The following is a 16,304-nucleotide window of genomic DNA, read 5'->3' on the forward strand; positions in this document are numbered from 1 at the left end:
ACCAAGCCTGTGCGGGAAGGCAGCATGACCTTCTGCCCATGCCGCGGTGCTGGGGTCGGAGCCCTTCGCGCTGCAAAGGGATCCGACCCCGAGGCGGTCAGCGCTGGCCGAACAGGTGCTTGCGCTCCTCGTCGCTGAGCGGCTTGCCGGCGTTGGGGTTCACCTGCTGGCGCAGGGCATAGGCGCGCTGGGTGGCCGGGCGTGCGGCAATGGCTTCATGCCAGCGCTTGAGGTTCGGGAACGCGGTGAAATCCACCGGCAGCTTGTCGTAGGCGCCGATCCACGGGTAGCTGGCCATGTCGGCGATGGTGTACTCGTCGCCGGCCAGGAAGGCGTGCTGGGCCAGGCGCTTGTCCACCACCCCGTGCAGGCGGCGCACTTCGTTGTCATAGCGCTCGATGGCATACGGGATCTTTTCAGGCGCGTATACGTTGAAGTGGCCCATCTGGCCGCTCATCGGGCCCAGGCCGGCCATCTGCCAGAACAGCCACTCCAGGGTGGTGACGCGGCCGCGGGGGTCGCTGGGCAGGAAGCGGCCGGTCTTCTCGGCCAGGTACAGCAGGATCGCGCCGGACTCGAACACGCTCTGGGGAGCACCGCCATCGGCCGGGGCCTGGTCGACGATGGCCGGCATCTTGTTGTTCGGCGAGATCGCCAGGAATTCCGGCTTGAACTGGTCGCCCGAGCCGATGTTGACCGGGTGGATGCGGTATTCCAGGCCGGTTTCTTCCAGCAGCAGGGTCACTTTGTGGCCGTTCGGGGTGGGCCAGTAATACAGGTCGATCATGGCGGCGGCTCGGGGTGCGGAAAGGAACCTGAAGTCTAGTGCGTGAGTTGGGTTGGCACCGTCATGGCGGGCCGGTAACCTCGCCTCTCCCCCGCAACGCAGCATCCCTCGCATGAGTGCAAACCGCCCGCCGCTCTCCCCCTTGTCCACGCTGATCTTCGCCTCGCGCTGGCTGCAGCTGCCGCTGTACCTGGGCCTGATCGTGGCGCAGTGCGTCTACGTGTTCCTGTTCGGCAAGGAACTGTGGCACCTGATCTCGCACTCGGTGTCGATGGGCGAGCAGCAGATCATGCTGATCGTGCTGGGCCTGATCGACGTGGTGATGATCTCCAACCTGCTGGTGATGGTGATCGTCGGCGGCTACGAGACCTTCGTCTCGCGCCTGCGCCTGGAAGGCCACCCGGACCAGCCGGAATGGCTGAGCCACGTCAATGCCAGCGTGCTGAAGGTGAAACTGGCGATGGCGATCATCGGCATCTCCTCGATCCACCTGCTGAAGACCTTCATCGCCAGCGGTGCGCTGGGCGGCATCCCGCTGTGCACGCCGGAGCAGATGAGCGTGGCCGCTGCCAACATCGGTGTCGCCCGCTGCTCGATGCTGACCCAGGATGGCGTGCTGTGGCAGACCATCATCCACTGCGTGTTCATCCTGTCGGCGATCGGCATCGCCTGGACCGACAAGCTGATGTCCAACAGCCACAGCAAGTCGCACGACAAGGCACACGACCACTGAGGTCGCCGCCGCCAGCGGCTTGACCGCCGCTGCCCCATTCCGGCCACCGTCCCTTGTGCGCGGCGGTGGCCGGGATGCTAGATTGCACCCTCGCCGTTGCCGGCGGTGGCGTCGGGAAACGTCACCCTGCCGCGCCCGGACCGCAGGTCCCGGCCATGCGTATCAATGATTTACGTCACGTCGTCTTCTAGAGGGGAGCAGGATGTCGCACGTCTCAACGATCACCGCCGCGCGCCGGTGGCTGCCGGTTGCCCTGGCACTGGCACTGGCCGCCTGCTCGGGCAAGGAAGAATCCGCAGCGCCTGCTGCCGCCACGGCGCCTGCCGCTGCCGCACCCGCCGCACCGGCGGTTGCTGCCAAGGTGCAGTCCATGGGCACCGAGCAGCTGCGCGAGTCGGCCAGCCAGGCGCTGCGCGAGAACCGCATGTATGCACCGGCCGGCGACAACGCCATCGAGTACTACCTCGCCCTGCGTGACAAGACGCCGGACGACGCCTCGGTGAAGAGCGCACTGACCGACCTGCTGCCGTACACCCTGATCGCCGCCGAGCAACACCTGGGCCGCGAGGACTACACCGAAGCGCAGCGCCTGGTGGCACTGATCGAGAAGGTGGATGCATCCGCGCCGGCCCTGCCGCGCCTGAAGGACGGCCTGGCCAAGGGCGTGCAGAACGCAGCCAAGCGCACCGAAGCGGAAGCCGAGAAGGCCAAGAAGGACGCCGAGGACCGCAGCAAGCAGCAGACCGAGCAGCAGCGCCTGAGCGAGCAGCGCGCCAAGGAAGCCGACGCCGCCAAGCAGATTGCCGCGCAGCAGGATGCCGCGCGCCGCGACAACGAGCGCCAGGAAGCCGAGCGCCAGGCCGCCGCCCGCCGCGAGGCCGAGCAGAAGCAGCAGCAGGCTGCCGCCCAGCAGGCCAGCGCCGCACGCCAGGCCGCCGCACCGGCAGCGCCCACCCTGCGCCCGGTCAGCACACCGGCGCCGCGCTATCCGGGCGAAGCGCTGCGTTCGGGAACCTCCGGCGAAGTGCTGGTGGAGATCACCGTCGGCACTGACGGCTCGGTGGTGAACGCTCGCGTGCTGCGCGCGACGCCGGGACGCGTGTTCGACCGTGAAGCCCTGAACGCGGTCAAGCGTTGGCGCTTCGAGCCGGTCAGCGCGCCGGTGACCACCCGCCGTACGCTGGTGTTCGCGCCGGGCAACAACTGAACGAAAAAGGGGACGGAGGGGATTAAGTCGTTTCTGCCCCTGCAATGACGCCAAGGCCCGGCATGTCCGGGCCTTGTCCGTTTCAGGCCGCTCCATCGATCAGTCGTTGCAGTGCCGGATCGCGCGCCGTCAGTACCTGGAACAGGCCCAGCGCGTGCAGGCCCGGCAGCAGCGCACGCAGATCGGCTTCGGCAGTGGCACGCCTGGCGGGATCGCTGGCGGGATCCTGCCAGTCACGGACGCTGGCCAGGAAGGCGCCGACACTGCCCTTGCGCACGGTGAGGCCGTTCACCTGCACGTCGTTCTGATGGTCGGAAAGAATGTCCTGTGGCTGCATGGCGAAGCGCTCCGTTGAGGTGGGCTCCAGTGTCGGGGCACGGACGCGACGTTTCTGCCGTATAACTGCCAATCGATATGGCAGATCAGACAACCGCCGCATTGCTCGACCCCGCGCTGGCCGATGCCACCGATGGACCGGCGGTGCTGGCGGCCCGGCTGCGCCAGCTCGGCAAGCGTCGCACGGCCCGCCACCGGCATGCGCGTGGGCAGCTGCTGGGTGCGTACCAGGGGCTGCTGCGGATCGCCGCCGACGACCTGCACTGGCTGCTGCCCGCAGGTCACGTCGCCTGGATACCGCCCTTGCTGCCCCACGCGCTGCTGGGCGCAGACGGGTTCAATGGCTGGAGCCTGTACTTCAACGCCGAGGCCTGCCTGGGTCTGCCCGCCACACCACGCATCTTCCAGCCCAATGCGCTGCTGCAGGCGGCGACAGCACGTGCGCTGCAATGGCCCCATGCGCCACTGGATGCTGCGCAGGCACGCCTGGCCGGCGTGATCGCCGATGAGATTGCCGCCAGCACGCCGCTGCCGCTGGCCCTGCCACAGCCGCGTGACCGGCGCCTGGGCCGGATCGCCGCCGCGCTGGCTCGCGCGCCGCACGACAACCGCAGCGTCGAGGACTGGGCCGCCAGCAGTGGCCTGTCCGGCCGCAGCCTGGCCCGCCACTGGCTGGCCGAGACCGGCATGACGCTGAGCCAGTGGCGGCAACGCCTGCGGGTGCTGCTGGCGCTGCCACGCCTGCTGTCCGGCGAGCCGGTGATCAGCGTCGCGCTGTCGATGGGGTACGACACGCCTAGTTCATTCATCGCCGTGTTCAAGCGCGAGATGGGGGTGACGCCTGCGCGGTATGGAAAAGGGGACGGAGGGGATTAAGTCGCTTCTGCCCTCCCCCACGCCATCTCGCGGCATCGCCTGATGTCCTTCGAGGTCACGGAGGCGGCAGTCTGATGAATTCTTGAAGCCCTGAACTGCCATGCCTCGACAAGCGCGCCTGATGTTGGCCGAACAGCCGTACCACGTAACCCAGCGCGGTGTGAACAAGAGGGCGATCTTCGTTGACGATATCGACCGTCAGCTGTTTCTGCACCTGTTGCACAGCGCGTTCCTGAAGCATCAGGTCGCACTGCATGCCTACGTATTGATGGGCAATCACGTTCATCTGTTGGCCACACCTTCCACGCGTGTTGGCTTGGCGAATGCGATGCGGATGCAGGGCAACAACTATGTCCAGGCGTTCAATCAGCGGCATGAGCGCAGCGGACCGCTCTGGCAGGGCCGCTTCCATTCTTCGATGGTGGACAGCGACGCCTATCTGCTCAGCGTCTATCGCTACATCGAACTCAATCCGGTTCGTGCAGGCATGACTGCCGCCCCGGAAGATCACCCATGGTCGAGCGTGCATGGAAACCTGCAGCGGCGCCACGATCCGATGCTGACAGAACATCCCGCATTCCAGGCGCTCGCTCCGACCCAGCGACAGCGGGCAATGCTCTATGCGGAGTTTCTGCAGGACATGAACGCGTCCGCTGACCTGCCGGCAATCCGTGCGCACAGTGCCGGCCAGCATCCGTTGGGAAATGCAGCTTACCTGCGAATGGTGGAACAGACCCTGGGTCGCCCCGTGATGCTGCGCAAGCGGGGGCGCCCTCAGAAGAAGGGGGCGGGGGGTTAGAAACGACTTAATCCCCTCCGTCCCCTTTTACGGTCAGCCGGAGATGGCCAGGCGCTCGTTGTGGTAGCGACGCACGGCGGCGAACCACAGCACGGCGGCCAGGCCGAGGCTGGCGCCGAGGTAGATGGCCCAGACCGCGGGTGTGATGGTCTCGTGGCGGATCACCTTCAGCAGCATCTGGTTCTGCGACAGGAACGGCACGGCGTACTGCCACAGCTGGCTCTTCACCGGGTAGGCAATCAGCGCATAGCCCGGCAGCATCGGCAGCAGCATCAACCAGGTCATGTGGCTCTGCGCTTCCTTCATGCTCTTGGCCGCTGCGGCCAGGAAGGTCAGCAGCGAGGTGCCGATCAGCAGCATCGGCAGCATCACCAGCAGCATCTGCACCATCGCCATGATGTTCATGTTGAGCTGGCGGCCGATGTTACCGGGGGCGATCTGCGCGCTCACCTTGAACGCGGCCAGGGTCAACAGCAGCGAGGCAAAGCCGACCATGCAGGCGGCGGCGATCTTGCCGCTGACAATGGCACTGCGCGACCCCGGCGTGGCCAGCAGCGGCTCCAGCGACTGCCGCTCACGCTCGCCGGCGGTGGTGTCCATCACCAGGTAGGCACCACCGAGGAACGAGGTGAGGGTCAGCAGGATCGGCAACAACGCCGACAGCATCAGGCCACGCTTGGCTTCGGCACTGGCCATGTCCTGGCTGGCCACGTCCAGCGGCCGTGCGACCTGGGCGTCGACGCCCCGCGCCATCAGCCGCAGCGCCCCTACCTGCCCGTTGTACGTGGCCAACGCCGCCTGCAGGCGCGCAGTGGGCACCTCGGCGGCACGTCGTGTGCTGTCACTGATCACCTCCACCAGCGCCGGCTTGCCATCGGCCCAGTCCCTGCCGAAGTCCGGGCTGATGCGCAGCGCCACGTCGATGTCCTGCGAACGGATGGCCTCGGCCAGGTCCTTCGGCGCAGCAGCGGTATTCAGGCCCTGGGCAGCCAGGAAGCGCACCAGGTTCGGCGCATGTTCGGCGCCGATGGTGGGAATCTGCAGCGGCTGCTCGATCTGCGTGCGCACGCGGCTTTCGGACAGCTTGCCCATGCCCAGGATCAGCAGCGGGTACAGCAGCGGCCCGAACAGCAGCGTCAGCGCCAGCGTACGGCGGTCGCGCGACAGGTCACGCAGCTCCTTGCGCATCACCGTCATCAGGGTCGACATCATGCTCATGCGTGCAGGCCCTCTTCGCTGCCGATCAGTTTCACGAACGCATCCTCCAGGTTGGATTCGCCGGACTGCGCGCGCAGTTCATCGGCGCTGCCGGCGGCCATCACCGTGCCCTTGGCGATGATCACGATGTGATCGCACAGCGCGGCCACCTCCTGCATGATGTGGCTGGACAGGATCACGCAGCGGCCTTCTTCGCGCAGGCCCAGCAGGAAGCGGCGCAGTGCGCGGGTGGTCATCACGTCCAGGCCGTTGGTCGGTTCATCGAGAATGACGTTGCGCGGGTCGTGCACCAGTGCGCGGGCGATCGCGGTCTTGGTGCGCTGGCCCTGCGAGAAGCCATCGGTCTGGCGGTCGAGGATGTCCCCCATGTCCAGCGCGTGCGACAGCACCTCGATGCGCTCGCGGATGCGCTCGGCCGACAGGCCATGCAGTTCGCCGAAGTAGGCGATGTTCTCACGCGCGGTCAGGCGCTTGTAGACGCCACGCGCGTCGGGCAGCACGCCGAGATGGCGACGCACTTCCACCGGATTGCGCGCAGCATCGACACCATCGACGCTGATGCTGCCCTGGTCGGGGGTCATCAGCGTGTACAGCATGCGCATGGTGGTGGTCTTGCCGGCACCATTGGGCCCCAGCAGGCCGGTGATGCGGCCATCCTCGGCGCGGAAGCCGACGTTGGACACGGCCTGGATACGGCCGGTGCGGGTTTCGAAGGCCTTGTGCAGGTTGTCGGCGACGATCATGGTTCCCATCCGTTGAACGAGGTGAACGCCGGCACGTAGCTCAGCGTGTCCAGGCAGCCGGCATCCAGCGCCTTGGCATCGGTCGTGTCGATGAACTGGCCGAGCAGGCGCGGCATGCAGCCGGCGGTCAGCGTGCCGTGGCCCTGGCCACGGGCGACCAGCGCGCGTCCATTGGGCAGGCCCTTGAGGACCTGCTCGGCATAGCGCGGCGGGGTCACCGGGTCCAGTTCACCAGACAACAGCAGCGCCGGTACGTCACTGCGCAGCGGCACGGCATTGGCTGCCGGTGCCGGCCGGTGCGGCCATGCCGGGCAGGCGGCAAAGAAGGAACTTGCCACGTCGTTGCCGAACAGGCGCCCGGGATCCTCGGCCGGCGCCTGGTAGCGCGGCGCGTCTTCGCTGCAGATCACCGACCAGTGCATGCCGCGGTTGATCTGGAAATCCATGCTGCGGCTCGCACCGCGCGCCAACGAGGCGAGCGGCGCGTAGCGGCCGTGCGCGGCTTCATCAAGAACCAGCGGCAGCAATGAGGCGTACTGGGGTACGTAGGAAAACGCAAACGCCAGGCCCACCACACTGTCCGGTGTCAGCACATCCTTCCGGGTGTCGTAGGTGCCGGGATCGCGATACTCGACCGGAACCGGTGCACGGCGCAGGGTCTCGACCACGCTGCGCAGCTGCGCACGGGTATCGGTCGGGAAGCGCCTGCTGCAGGCAGCGTCCTTGCGGCACTGCGCCGACTGCAGGGCGATCGCGTCTTCGAACGTCCTGGCGAAATCGCCGCCCACCACCAGCTCATTCGGCACCACGCCATCGATGACGATGCTGCGGGTGTGCTTTGGATAGGTACCCGCATAGCGCTGGGCCACGCGGGTGCCGTAGGACGCACCGATCAGATTGACCCGGTCCACGCCCAAGGCCTGGCGGACCGCGTCCAGGTCGGCAATGGCTTCGGTGGTGGTGTAGAAACGTGCGTCCGCACGTCCCCGCAGGGAAGCCGCGCATCGCCGGGCATAGTCGCGCAGCAAGGCTTCGGAGGGCGCCGCGTCCTCGTGCATCGGCAGTTCCTTTCCGTCCGCGCCGAGGCAGCTGAGCGGGTTGGAGCCGCCGGTGCCGCGCTGGTCGACCAGGAAGATGTCCCGCTGCTTGCGCACCTGGCGCAGCGCGGTATCGACGATGACGGCCACTTCGCTGGCGGCCTGGCCGGGGCCACCGGCCAGGAAGAACACCGGGTCGGGCTGGCTGGAGCCGCTGCTGCCCGATTCCAGCCAGGCGATGCGCAGGCCGATGCGCCGGCCAGCGGGCTGGGCCCGGTCCTCCGGGACCTGCAGGGTGGCGCACTGCGCTTCCACGTTGGCACTGGCACCTACCGTGGACAGCGTGCAGGGCTGGAAGTCGATCGTGCCGAAACGGCGGCTGGGTGCATCGCTGGCGCCTTCGGCGCCGGGTGACGGTGACTGGCTGCAACCGGCAAGCATCAGGCTGGCCAACGCTGCGGCCAACGCGAGGTGGTGTCTTTGCATCGTGCTCGTTTCCCCTGGAGGACGTTCCTGGCAACCACGACGGGCTGCCGCGGAAGATGTGACTCAACTTACACGGGCACGGCGTCGTCGGCGATGGGCAGACGCGAAATCTCCGCCGGCGTGGCGCAGGCCAGGCGATCGCGGCCGGCGGCCTTGGCCCGGTACAGCGCCGCGTCTGCCGCTGCCAGCAGCGTGGACAGCTCGCCCTGGCCGTCGTCCATCGCCAGGCCGATGCTGGCAGTGAACGTCACCGGCCCGGTGGCCAGCCGCGCCGGCTTCTGCTGCAGAGCGGTACGGATCGCCGCAGCCCGCGCCATCGCTTCCACCTGCGTGCTGCCGGCCAGCACCAGCACGAACTCCTCGCCACCGTAGCGGCCCAGCAGCGTGTGATGGCCCTGCAAACCGTGCTGCATCAACGCAGCGAAGTGGCGCAGTACCTCGTCTCCGGCCAGATGGCCCCAGCGATGCAGAGCAGGAAGCCAAGCACGGTGAGGGTGGGGAAATCCACGGACATGCGGCGCTCATCGGCCGGGGCGGCGCGCGCATCTTGGCGCCTTGTGCTGCGTTCCCCGTGGCGCTGCCTGGCCCGATCGAGATGCGGGGTCTGAAAACGGCGAGCACGGCGGCCGGTGCCTGCGCAGAATCCGTGGGAAACCAAGGAGACGCCCATGCATGCCTGGTACCTCGGTGGCATCGACCACCGCCCGTTCCTGCACCTGTTCGAAAAGAGCGACACCGCGCTGGCTGCGCTGGGCATCCGGCGTCGCTGGGCCGGCGAATCAGGAGGACACCCCTGCCGGATCAGCCTGAGCGATCCGCCCGGTGGCAGCGAGCTGCTGCTGTTGTCCCACGTGCACCTGCCCCTGCACTCGCCCTATCACGCTTCGGGCCCGATCTTCGTGCAGCGTGGCGTGACCCGCTGCGTGCTGCCGCCGGGCGAAGTACCCCCGTACGTGCAGCGCCGGATGATCTCGTTGCGCGCCTATGACCAGGCTGCATTGATGCTGGCCGCCGAGATCAGCGCAGGCACGGATGTCGGCGCTCGGCTGGACGCGCTGTTTGCCGACCCTGCCGTGGCCTTCGTGCAGCTGCACAACGCGGCCCACGGCTGCTTCTCGTGCCAGGCGGATCGCGTCGGCATGACACCGACATGGCCGGATCTCCACGACGTGATCGTTGCCACGCCGAACACGTGATCGCCAGCGCATCCGTTCAGGCCCACGTGAAGCCCGCGGGAAGGGCTTCACACCCACAGTCACGGATCAGCATTTCCATGGTTCCGCACCCGGCACCGCAACTCGATACTCGCCATGGTGCCGCCGAAAGTCCGCCGCGCAGCGCAACTCTGCGGTCACCGCTCTCTTTCGACGACCACAAGGAAGCGCCATGTCATTCCAATCCACACCGCTGCTGCTGGCCACCTCGTTCGCCGCTGCAGGCCTGTGCCTGGCCGGCAACGCGTTCGCCCACGGCACCATGACCACGCCGGTCAGCCGCGTCTATGCCTGTTTCCAGGGCAATCCGGAGAACCCGACCAACCCGGCCTGCGCTGCCGCGAAAGCGGTGGGCGGATCGCAGGCGTTCTACGACTGGAACGGCATCAACCAGGCCAACGCCAACGGCAACCATCAGGCGGTGGTGCCCGACGGCAAGCTGTGCAGCGGCAACAATCCCACCTTCCGCGGCCTGGACGTGAACCGCAGTGACTGGCAGACCACGCCGATCCACGCCGATGCCAATGGCAAGTTCACCTTCGTGTTCAAGGCAACCGCGCCGCACGCCACGCGCGACTGGCGCTTCTTCGTCACCCGCGACGGCTGGCAACCGGGCAGCCCGTTGCGTTGGGCAGACCTGCAGGAGTTCTGCACGCTGGGCAATACACCGCTCTCTGCCGATGGCACCTACAAGCTGCAGTGCACGCTGCCGCAGCGCACCGGCCAGCATGTGATCTACAACACCTGGCAGCGCTCGGATTCGACCGAAGCGTTCTACACCTGCATGGACGTACGCTTTGAAGGCGGCGGCGGTGGTACGGCGCCGGCACCGCAATGGCAGGATGCCGGCCCGGTCACCGCCCGCGGTGAATTGCCGGTCGGTACGACGCTGGCACTGCGCGTGTTCAATGCCAGCGGCAACGATGTCGAACGTGTGGAAGCGACGCTGGCCAGCGGCCAGACCTCGGCCGCGCAATGGCCCTTGGCGCTGGCCCGCAAGGTCAATGCCAGTGCCAGGCATGCGCGCGTGGGCGTGCTTGCCAATGGCGTGATCACGCCGTCGGCGTCGGCCACCGACAATCGCGTGTACCTGAAGGACGGCAACCGCTTCCAGCTCGATACCCAGGTGCCGGACCCGGGTACGCCATCGCCGGGTGGTGATTTCGACCACGTGTACCCGGCGGGCATCGGCAGCTATTTGCCGGGCCAGACCGTGGTGAAGAGCAGCGACGGCAAGCTGTATGCCTGCCGCCCGTTCCCGGAGGGTGCATGGTGCAACGTCAATGCCGAGGCCTACCGGCCGGGCGTGGGCGCGGCCTGGCGCGATGCGTGGATCGCGTACTGACGCAGTGATGTGGGAGGCGGTGCACATCACACCGCCTCCTGGCTCCCCTGCCGCGCAGTGGGGCGCGCGTTGCGGAAACAGAGGAACGCAGCAGCCTTTCAAACTTGTCTGATGGGCATATGGCGGCTACATGGGAAGACTCCGCGAGGTTTCCAACACTTCGCAAAGGAGTTCCTGCATGCACCTGTCCCATCGGGCCGTCCTCGCACTGTCCGCCGTTGTCGGCCTGGCACTGTCCGGCAACGCCTTCGCCCACGGCACGCTGTCCAAGCCGCTCAGCCGCGTGAAGCAGTGCCACGAGGGCAATCCGGAGAATCCGACCAACCCGGCCTGCGCCGCCGCCAAGGCCATCGGCGGCGCCCAGCCGTTCTACGACTGGGCCGGTGTCAACCAGGCCAACGCCAACGGCAACCATCAAGCGGTGGTTCCAGATGGCGAGTTGTGCAGCGGCGGCAACAGCAAGTACCGCGGCCTCGATCTGAACCGCAGTGACTGGCCGACCTCGCCGATCCGCGCCGATTCGCGCGGGCGCTACACCTTCGAGTTCAAGGCACCGGCCCCGCATGCTACCCGCGAGTGGAAGTTCTACGTCACCCGCGACGGCTGGCAGCCGGGCAGTCCGCTGCGCTGGGCCGACCTGCAGGAATTCTGCACGCTGGGCAACGTGCCGGTCTCCGGCGACGTCTACAAGCTGGATTGCCCGCTGCCCAAGCGCAGCGGCCAGCACATCATCTACAACACCTGGCAGCGCTCGAATTCCGGTGAAGCGTTCTATACCTGCGCGGACGTGCGCTTCGAGGGCGGTGGTGGCGTTGAACCGCCGCCGCAGTGGCAGGACGCCGGCCCGGTCACCGCCCGCGGTGCGTTGGAAGAAGGCACCACCCTGACGCTGCGCGTGTTCAACGCCCAGGGCAATGATCTGGAGCGTCCGGAGATCACCCTGGCCGCAGGCCAGACCGCTGCGAACCAGTGGCCGCTGGCGCTGGCCCGCAAGGTCAACGCCAGTGCACAGCAGGCGCGTGTGGGCGTGATGAGGAACGGCGTGATCACGCCGGTCGCCTCGGCCACCGAGAACCGCGTCTACCTGAAGCCGGGCAACCTGTTCCAGATCGATACCCGCCTGCCGGGCCCGGTGGATCCGGTAGATCCGCCGCCGGGTGACGACTACGACTTCGTGTATCCGGCCGGTATCGGCAGCTACACGCCGGGCGAAACCGTGGTCAAGGGCACCGACGGCAAGCTCTACGCCTGCCGGCCGTTCCCGGAGGGTGCGTGGTGCAACATCAACGCCGATGCCTATCGCCCGGGCACCGGTTTCGCCTGGCGCGATGCCTGGGTCGCGTACTGAGGCAGGGCACCGGGGGCGGCGTGGCGCCGCCTCCGGTTCTTGGAGTTGCCGGCCAGCGGCCGGCACTACCAGGGTTCGTGGGGCTGCCCGGCCGGCGGCCGGCACTACCAGGGTTCGTGGGGCTGCCGGCCAGCGGCCGGCACTACCCTGACTTACTTGCTGCTGAAGGACTAAATAACAACGGAAAACTTATTTAAAGCATATAAATCAATTACTTATGCTTGAAATAAGACTTTCGACTTATGTGAGCCTTGTCAATTGATCCTCGAGACTCGCACTGCCTTTAGAGCCTTGCAGATCAGATCAGACACCTCAGCTGGAGAGACACCCAGCGCAGATGCCATTTGGCAGAATTCGAGAACGTCTAGACGACGTGATCCAGACTCTATTGAAGAAATGCGCTGTTGGGGCCACCCCAGATGGGCAGCAAGCTGAGTCTGACTGATGCCCAAGATCTCCCGATGCTCCCGAAGCTTTCCGACCAAACGGAGGTACGGGTTCTGATAGATCGTCTTCGTAGCCATCCGGTCCGCCTCAAGGAGCGGATGGAAATCTATGACCGGGGCACGGCATACATGAAAATCATGTAGACGACATCGTGCCGCCTTGGTAGCATCCGGACTGGTTAATTTGCCGGGGATCGAGTGATCTATGGCCGTAGCCAACAGACCCTCCTTCCTTCGTGGCCCGAGCTCGACTCACTTGTCGTATCGCTTGGTCCTTTCTACACCTGCGCCTGGTGTGCGCTTGAACGCTCCACTTCCGTTAGCGCGCCCGTTTCCTCAGACCCTGCTGTCGCCCAGCAACTCCTGCAATTCCTAAAAAGCGCAGGTGTTGTGACCGGTTCCAGTTCAGGCAACGGAGCCGTTAAGCGCTCTCTCTACGAACCGGTCAGTTGGTCCTACGTCGATGACCTGATTCTTCCTGATGACCTTGATGCAGCGCTCAAGGGGATGCTTGATGCTTGGCGCCCGACGCTTGATAAACACGCAAGACTTTGGATCTGGCGCCAGCTAGCGGATCGAGAGGCAAGCGCCTATCTCACATCATTGCTGCGCCGTCACCGTATCGGAGTGCACCGCGTAGATGAAATCCTGAGAAGTCAGGATGAGGAGTGGACTCGTCTGAGCCTGGGGCGGAAACGATACGTGCTCTGGTCATCTGTAAGGGGAGCAGCGAGCCAGTTCCTTAGTAGCGGTGGCAACGAGGACGCCGCACTAGAAGTGCTTTCCCGAGAGATGCGAAGGAGGACGCGCTGGCTGGTAGTAAAGGCGGCCGCGGGTGAACTTCGAAGAACCGACTATTGCTTCCTTCCTGACACAGGTTGGCGACGACCACTGATGATCGATGTAGCGCTGGAAAGCATACTGAAGATAGGCGATGACTACTGGCTTGCAGCTCCATCCTTGGGCGAAATCTAGTCAAAACAGAGGCCCTCGATTACCCACTTCCCTGGCTCAGCTGAACCAAGAATCACGAGACTTGATAGATGCGTCCAATCATTCTTGCACTGGACCTTGAGGGAACACTTATCTCCAATGCCGTCAGTCAAATACCCCGACCCGGCCTGATGGAGTTCCTAAACTATGCCAGCAGCACCTTCAATCGGATCGTCATGTTCACCTCTGTACCCCAAAAGGTTGTTGCAGAGATTACATCCCTCTTGGTGCTGGAGGGACGCGCTCCCGAATGGTCTCAACATCTCCCATACATCGAATGGGACGGTCCGACGAAGGACCTTCGATTCGTTTCGGCAGAACTTGGCGAGGCACTGTTGCTGGATGATCACGGGGCCTACGTGCATCCCGGCCAACACTTCCTCTGGATTGAAGCCCCTCTCTTCGCTGCACCATATTCTGATGGAGACGAGGGGCTGCAGCTGGTGATCCAGCGTCTTGAGGAGCGCCTCAATCCAGGCAGCACAAAGCCCAAGGCGCGGCCTTAGTGGATGGAGTGTGCCGTGGATGCAATCTTCGGACGCCGCAGTGAGACACCGCCAGCCCCCAATACTCGAGGATTCTGTGCACAGAACTAGCTTGTCTCATCCGTTGCAGATTGCGGGACTTTCCGTCGGTGCCAACGGAGGAACCATAGGCGTTACCTTTGCCCCCGGTAAGCATCAGAAAGTTGCAATGACGGGCTCGTGGTGTAGAGATCTCGAGCTCGATCTAGCGTCCGTCTCAGCTTGGGGATGTCGCCATCTGCTTTCCTTGATTGAACCGTGGGAGTTCGACGATCTCGGGATAGGGTCGCTACCCGAACGCGCGCGCGCTCATGGCCTGCACTGGCATGGTCTTCCGATTCGTGATGGAGAAGCGCCGGATCCTCAGTTCTTGGACGAGTGGACACGACTAGGCCCCGTCCTCACTGACGATTTGCTCCGCGGTGACAAAGTAGTCGTTCATTGCAAAGGAGGGCTTGGCAGAGCGGGCACCGTGGCTTCGATGCTACTGCTCGAGAGCAGATCATGCCTAAGCGCTGAAGAAGCTATGGCCAGAGTTCGGAGTGCTCGTCCCGGAGCCGTGGAAACGGCGGAGCAAGAGCGCTTCCTTCTTCACTGGGCTTCTCGGATGCTCTAGAACCGTGTGCGCTGAAGCATCCGTTCTGAACTCTTGACACGGCACTAATCACGTCCAGACCTGTGAACCTCCCAGTGCCGGATCAGCTTCGCCCCGGTGCTCATCGGTGAATCTGAGAACCCGCGGGGAGGTCAGCAATCAGAGGTTTGAGGGGATCTCCCCACGGCAGGCGTATAAGTAGGGAAGGATGAGGAGATCTCCACATGAATGATCTAGACGATTGGCTGTCCAGAGCCTCGGCAGCTACAAGGCCAGACGGCCATGATCGGGCCACCGATAGCCTGGTCCGACGCCTGTCCCAGGAAGCTTCCCCTTCGCAATGGGCCGGTAAGCGAGAGTTCCGCCGGGCACTCGCATGCGCGGCGCTCGCGGCGGTGCTTACCTGCGGAGGAGTAGGCTCCGCCTTCTTTGTCACCCAGGCACCCTCGCGCCCGACATGGGTCGCGGCCCCAGCTTCCATGTCCCCATACGCTCTACTGGTGGAACGCTGATGGCAATCGGACCCCTCATGAGGCTGCCGCTGGCAACAATCGCTGGCGCCATCATTGGCGTAGTGTGCGCGCTGGCTATCGGCTGGATCTGGCACTCGCTCAATCCTGGGCACAGCGATCTCCATGAACGCCTTCACGCCGTGGTGCCTCTGGACGACTCGGAGAAGCAGATCCTCCAGGCCAAGGAACAGCTGTTCGCAACAAGGCGAGGTGAGATCGAAGCGCGCCTGCGGATTGCCAACCGCCAGCTGGCGGACGCCATCGCGGCTGACCCCAAATGGAACCCCCAGGTGGAACGTGCAAGTCGTGAGGTGGAGCGGGCTGCGGGCGATCTCCAGCGCATCACGCTCGAGCATGTGTTCGAGATGCGCGAGGGCTTGAAACCCGAGCACCGGCCGGCCTACGACAAGGCACTCCTTGAAGCACTTCGCACCGACTCTCCCTGAGCCCCACAAACGTTGTGACCATCGAGGACGACAACAACTGGGCAGTTGAAGCTGCGGCGGGTGATGCTGAGGCCTTCGCTCGCCTGGTCCGCCGTCACTCGCCAGCAATCAAGCAGATGGTTCGAGGCATGGGTCTGCCCGAAACCGACGTCGATGATGTCGTGCAGGAGACATTCGTTGCCGCTTGGCGAGGCCTGTCAGAGTACGATCCGACGCGCTCGGTACTTCCTTGGCTGATGCGTATTGGAATCAACAAGGTTCGTGATACGCAACGGTTTCGACGCGTCCGCCACTTCCTGTTTCGGGCCAAGCCTTTGGATGATGAGGAAGGACGCGCCCTGCATTCCGAGCAGGCCGGGCCAGAGCAGGTTGCCGGTTCTCAGCTTGAGCTCGCAGAAGTAAGAAGGGTTCTCAACACGATCGACCCGAGCCTGCGTGAAGCTCTGGTTCTGACTGCCTTCGTCGGCCTTTCCCAGGTTGAAGCAGCTTCCGCCCTGGGTATCAGTCTCAAAACGATAGAGGGTCGCGTCCTGAGAGCGCGGGCCAAACTGACAGATGCACTGAGCCGCGGGAAATAAATTTTCGCCGGATTCGAGGGGAAGGCCGCGCAGGCCGCGTAGTGCAGAAAGACGGCCGAGATTGCGGCCCCACTGCACCGG

Annotated in this window: 19 protein-coding genes; 12 read left to right on the forward strand and 7 right to left on the reverse strand. The window is 65.1% G+C overall.

The window, feature by feature from the left end:
- Positions 1–97: 97 nt before the first annotated feature.
- On the reverse strand, positions 98–787 hold the full coding sequence (locus H4O10_RS04550) for a glutathione binding-like protein (protein WP_049453560.1): 690 nt from the start codon (positions 785–787) through the stop codon (positions 98–100).
- A 112-nt stretch (positions 788–899) separates the two neighbouring features.
- On the opposite strand from H4O10_RS04550, the gene H4O10_RS04555 reads away from it, so the two are divergent.
- Positions 900–1,520, forward strand: a complete 621-nt coding sequence (locus H4O10_RS04555) for a TIGR00645 family protein (RefSeq protein ID WP_005411554.1) — start codon at positions 900–902, stop codon at positions 1,518–1,520.
- A 202-nt stretch (positions 1,521–1,722) separates the two neighbouring features.
- The gene (locus H4O10_RS04560; RefSeq protein ID WP_005414830.1) at positions 1,723–2,727 is read left to right on the forward strand and encodes an energy transducer TonB; all 1,005 of its coding nucleotides are present in this window, start codon (positions 1,723–1,725) and stop codon (positions 2,725–2,727) included.
- Positions 2,728–2,809: 82 nt separating this feature from the next.
- On the opposite strand, the gene H4O10_RS04565 is transcribed toward H4O10_RS04560, so the two are convergent.
- Positions 2,810–3,064 (reverse strand): hypothetical protein, encoded by a 255-nt coding sequence (locus tag H4O10_RS04565; RefSeq protein WP_033833784.1) that lies wholly within the window; start codon positions 3,062–3,064, stop codon positions 2,810–2,812.
- Between the two features lie 77 nt (positions 3,065–3,141).
- Between H4O10_RS04565 and H4O10_RS04570 the strand changes: the two genes are divergently transcribed.
- On the forward strand, positions 3,142–3,939 hold the full coding sequence (locus H4O10_RS04570) for a helix-turn-helix transcriptional regulator (protein WP_088470161.1): 798 nt from the start codon (positions 3,142–3,144) through the stop codon (positions 3,937–3,939).
- A gap of 100 nt (positions 3,940–4,039) precedes the next feature.
- Positions 4,040–4,738: a transposase gene (locus tag H4O10_RS04575; RefSeq protein WP_049452968.1), complete on the forward strand. Its 699-nt coding sequence runs from the start codon at positions 4,040–4,042 to the stop codon at positions 4,736–4,738.
- Positions 4,739–4,771: 33 nt separating this feature from the next.
- On the opposite strand, the gene H4O10_RS04580 is transcribed toward H4O10_RS04575, so the two are convergent.
- The 4 genes from H4O10_RS04580 to H4O10_RS04595 all read right to left on the reverse strand — a co-directional run bounded on the left by H4O10_RS04580 (position 4,772) and on the right by H4O10_RS04595 (position 8,692).
- Complete coding sequence (locus H4O10_RS04580; protein WP_033833787.1) at positions 4,772–5,956, reverse strand: ABC transporter permease; 1,185 nt, start codon at positions 5,954–5,956, stop codon at positions 4,772–4,774.
- A complete protein-coding gene (locus H4O10_RS04585; RefSeq protein WP_049452970.1) occupies positions 5,953–6,699 on the reverse strand; it encodes an ATP-binding cassette domain-containing protein in 747 nt (248 codons plus the stop codon). The genes H4O10_RS04580 and H4O10_RS04585 overlap by 4 nt, the downstream gene beginning before the upstream one ends.
- Positions 6,696–8,222, reverse strand: coding sequence for an alpha/beta fold hydrolase (locus tag H4O10_RS04590; RefSeq protein ID WP_049452972.1), 1,527 nt, complete (start codon positions 8,220–8,222; stop codon positions 6,696–6,698). The genes H4O10_RS04585 and H4O10_RS04590 overlap by 4 nt, the downstream gene beginning before the upstream one ends.
- A gap of 68 nt (positions 8,223–8,290) precedes the next feature.
- The gene (locus H4O10_RS04595; protein WP_309250907.1) at positions 8,291–8,692 is read right to left on the reverse strand and encodes a GGDEF domain-containing protein; all 402 of its coding nucleotides are present in this window, start codon (positions 8,690–8,692) and stop codon (positions 8,291–8,293) included.
- 198 nt (positions 8,693–8,890) lie between these two features.
- Here H4O10_RS04595 and H4O10_RS04600 point away from each other — a divergent pair, with 198 nt between their 5' ends.
- The 3 genes from H4O10_RS04600 to H4O10_RS04610 all read left to right on the forward strand — a co-directional run bounded on the left by H4O10_RS04600 (position 8,891) and on the right by H4O10_RS04610 (position 12,129).
- The gene (locus tag H4O10_RS04600) at positions 8,891–9,418 is read left to right on the forward strand and encodes a DUF1203 domain-containing protein (protein ID WP_049452976.1); all 528 of its coding nucleotides are present in this window, start codon (positions 8,891–8,893) and stop codon (positions 9,416–9,418) included.
- A 190-nt stretch (positions 9,419–9,608) separates the two neighbouring features.
- Positions 9,609–10,781: a lytic polysaccharide monooxygenase gene (locus H4O10_RS04605; protein WP_088470162.1), complete on the forward strand. Its 1,173-nt coding sequence runs from the start codon at positions 9,609–9,611 to the stop codon at positions 10,779–10,781.
- A 178-nt stretch (positions 10,782–10,959) separates the two neighbouring features.
- Entirely contained in the window at positions 10,960–12,129 is a 1,170-nt protein-coding gene (locus H4O10_RS04610; protein ID WP_088470163.1) for a lytic polysaccharide monooxygenase, read from the forward strand.
- Positions 12,130–12,383: 254 nt separating this feature from the next.
- On the opposite strand, the gene H4O10_RS04615 is transcribed toward H4O10_RS04610, so the two are convergent.
- A complete protein-coding gene (locus tag H4O10_RS04615; protein WP_075075810.1) occupies positions 12,384–12,653 on the reverse strand; it encodes a helix-turn-helix transcriptional regulator in 270 nt (89 codons plus the stop codon).
- A 312-nt stretch (positions 12,654–12,965) separates the two neighbouring features.
- Between H4O10_RS04615 and H4O10_RS04620 the strand changes: the two genes are divergently transcribed.
- The 5 genes from H4O10_RS04620 to H4O10_RS04645 all read left to right on the forward strand — a co-directional run bounded on the left by H4O10_RS04620 (position 12,966) and on the right by H4O10_RS04645 (position 16,223).
- Positions 12,966–13,550 carry a hypothetical protein gene (locus H4O10_RS04620; RefSeq protein ID WP_141097639.1) on the forward strand — a complete coding sequence of 195 codons (585 nt, stop codon included), beginning with the start codon at positions 12,966–12,968 and terminating at the stop codon, positions 13,548–13,550.
- A 68-nt stretch (positions 13,551–13,618) separates the two neighbouring features.
- Positions 13,619–14,074 carry an NIF family HAD-type phosphatase gene (locus H4O10_RS04625; protein ID WP_032961321.1) on the forward strand — a complete coding sequence of 152 codons (456 nt, stop codon included), beginning with the start codon at positions 13,619–13,621 and terminating at the stop codon, positions 14,072–14,074.
- Positions 14,075–14,261: 187 nt separating this feature from the next.
- Positions 14,262–14,708, forward strand: coding sequence for a cyclin-dependent kinase inhibitor 3 family protein (locus H4O10_RS04630; RefSeq protein WP_226053690.1), 447 nt, complete (start codon positions 14,262–14,264; stop codon positions 14,706–14,708).
- 508 nt (positions 14,709–15,216) lie between these two features.
- Positions 15,217–15,645 (forward strand): periplasmic heavy metal sensor, encoded by a 429-nt coding sequence (locus H4O10_RS04640; RefSeq protein WP_087786541.1) that lies wholly within the window; start codon positions 15,217–15,219, stop codon positions 15,643–15,645.
- A gap of 14 nt (positions 15,646–15,659) precedes the next feature.
- Complete coding sequence (locus H4O10_RS04645; RefSeq protein ID WP_049400889.1) at positions 15,660–16,223, forward strand: sigma-70 family RNA polymerase sigma factor; 564 nt, start codon at positions 15,660–15,662, stop codon at positions 16,221–16,223.
- Positions 16,224–16,304: the final 81 nt, after the last annotated feature.

The sequence above is a fragment of the Stenotrophomonas sp. I18B00994 genome, from assembly GCF_014145825.1.
Classification (GTDB): Bacteria; Pseudomonadota; Gammaproteobacteria; order Xanthomonadales; family Xanthomonadaceae; genus Stenotrophomonas; species Stenotrophomonas maltophilia.

What these genes read in the sequence shown, in the direction of transcription:
- H4O10_RS04565 (WP_033833784.1), bottom strand. Translation starts at nt 3,064, where the DNA reads ATGCAGCCACAGGACATTCTTTCCGACCATCAGAACGACGTGCAGGTG.
- H4O10_RS04615 (WP_075075810.1), bottom strand. Translation starts at nt 12,653, where the DNA reads ATGGCTACGAAGACGATCTATCAGAACCCGTACCTCCGTTTGGTCGGA.
- H4O10_RS04585 (WP_049452970.1), bottom strand. Translation starts at nt 6,699, where the DNA reads ATGATCGTCGCCGACAACCTGCACAAGGCCTTCGAAACCCGCACCGGC.
- H4O10_RS04625 (WP_032961321.1), top strand. Translation starts at nt 13,619, where the DNA reads ATGCGTCCAATCATTCTTGCACTGGACCTTGAGGGAACACTTATCTCC.
- H4O10_RS04555 (WP_005411554.1), top strand. Translation starts at nt 900, where the DNA reads ATGAGTGCAAACCGCCCGCCGCTCTCCCCCTTGTCCACGCTGATCTTC.
- H4O10_RS04570 (WP_088470161.1), top strand. Translation starts at nt 3,142, where the DNA reads ATGGCAGATCAGACAACCGCCGCATTGCTCGACCCCGCGCTGGCCGAT.
- H4O10_RS04605 (WP_088470162.1), top strand. Translation starts at nt 9,609, where the DNA reads ATGTCATTCCAATCCACACCGCTGCTGCTGGCCACCTCGTTCGCCGCT.
- H4O10_RS04550 (WP_049453560.1), bottom strand. Translation starts at nt 787, where the DNA reads ATGATCGACCTGTATTACTGGCCCACCCCGAACGGCCACAAAGTGACC.
- H4O10_RS04610 (WP_088470163.1), top strand. Translation starts at nt 10,960, where the DNA reads ATGCACCTGTCCCATCGGGCCGTCCTCGCACTGTCCGCCGTTGTCGGC.
- H4O10_RS04580 (WP_033833787.1), bottom strand. Translation starts at nt 5,956, where the DNA reads ATGAGCATGATGTCGACCCTGATGACGGTGATGCGCAAGGAGCTGCGT.
- H4O10_RS04560 (WP_005414830.1), top strand. Translation starts at nt 1,723, where the DNA reads ATGTCGCACGTCTCAACGATCACCGCCGCGCGCCGGTGGCTGCCGGTT.
- H4O10_RS04590 (WP_049452972.1), bottom strand. Translation starts at nt 8,222, where the DNA reads ATGCAAAGACACCACCTCGCGTTGGCCGCAGCGTTGGCCAGCCTGATG.
- H4O10_RS04640 (WP_087786541.1), top strand. Translation starts at nt 15,217, where the DNA reads ATGAGGCTGCCGCTGGCAACAATCGCTGGCGCCATCATTGGCGTAGTG.
- H4O10_RS04630 (WP_226053690.1), top strand. Translation starts at nt 14,262, where the DNA reads ATGACGGGCTCGTGGTGTAGAGATCTCGAGCTCGATCTAGCGTCCGTC.
- H4O10_RS04575 (WP_049452968.1), top strand. Translation starts at nt 4,040, where the DNA reads ATGCCTCGACAAGCGCGCCTGATGTTGGCCGAACAGCCGTACCACGTA.
- H4O10_RS04600 (WP_049452976.1), top strand. Translation starts at nt 8,891, where the DNA reads ATGCATGCCTGGTACCTCGGTGGCATCGACCACCGCCCGTTCCTGCAC.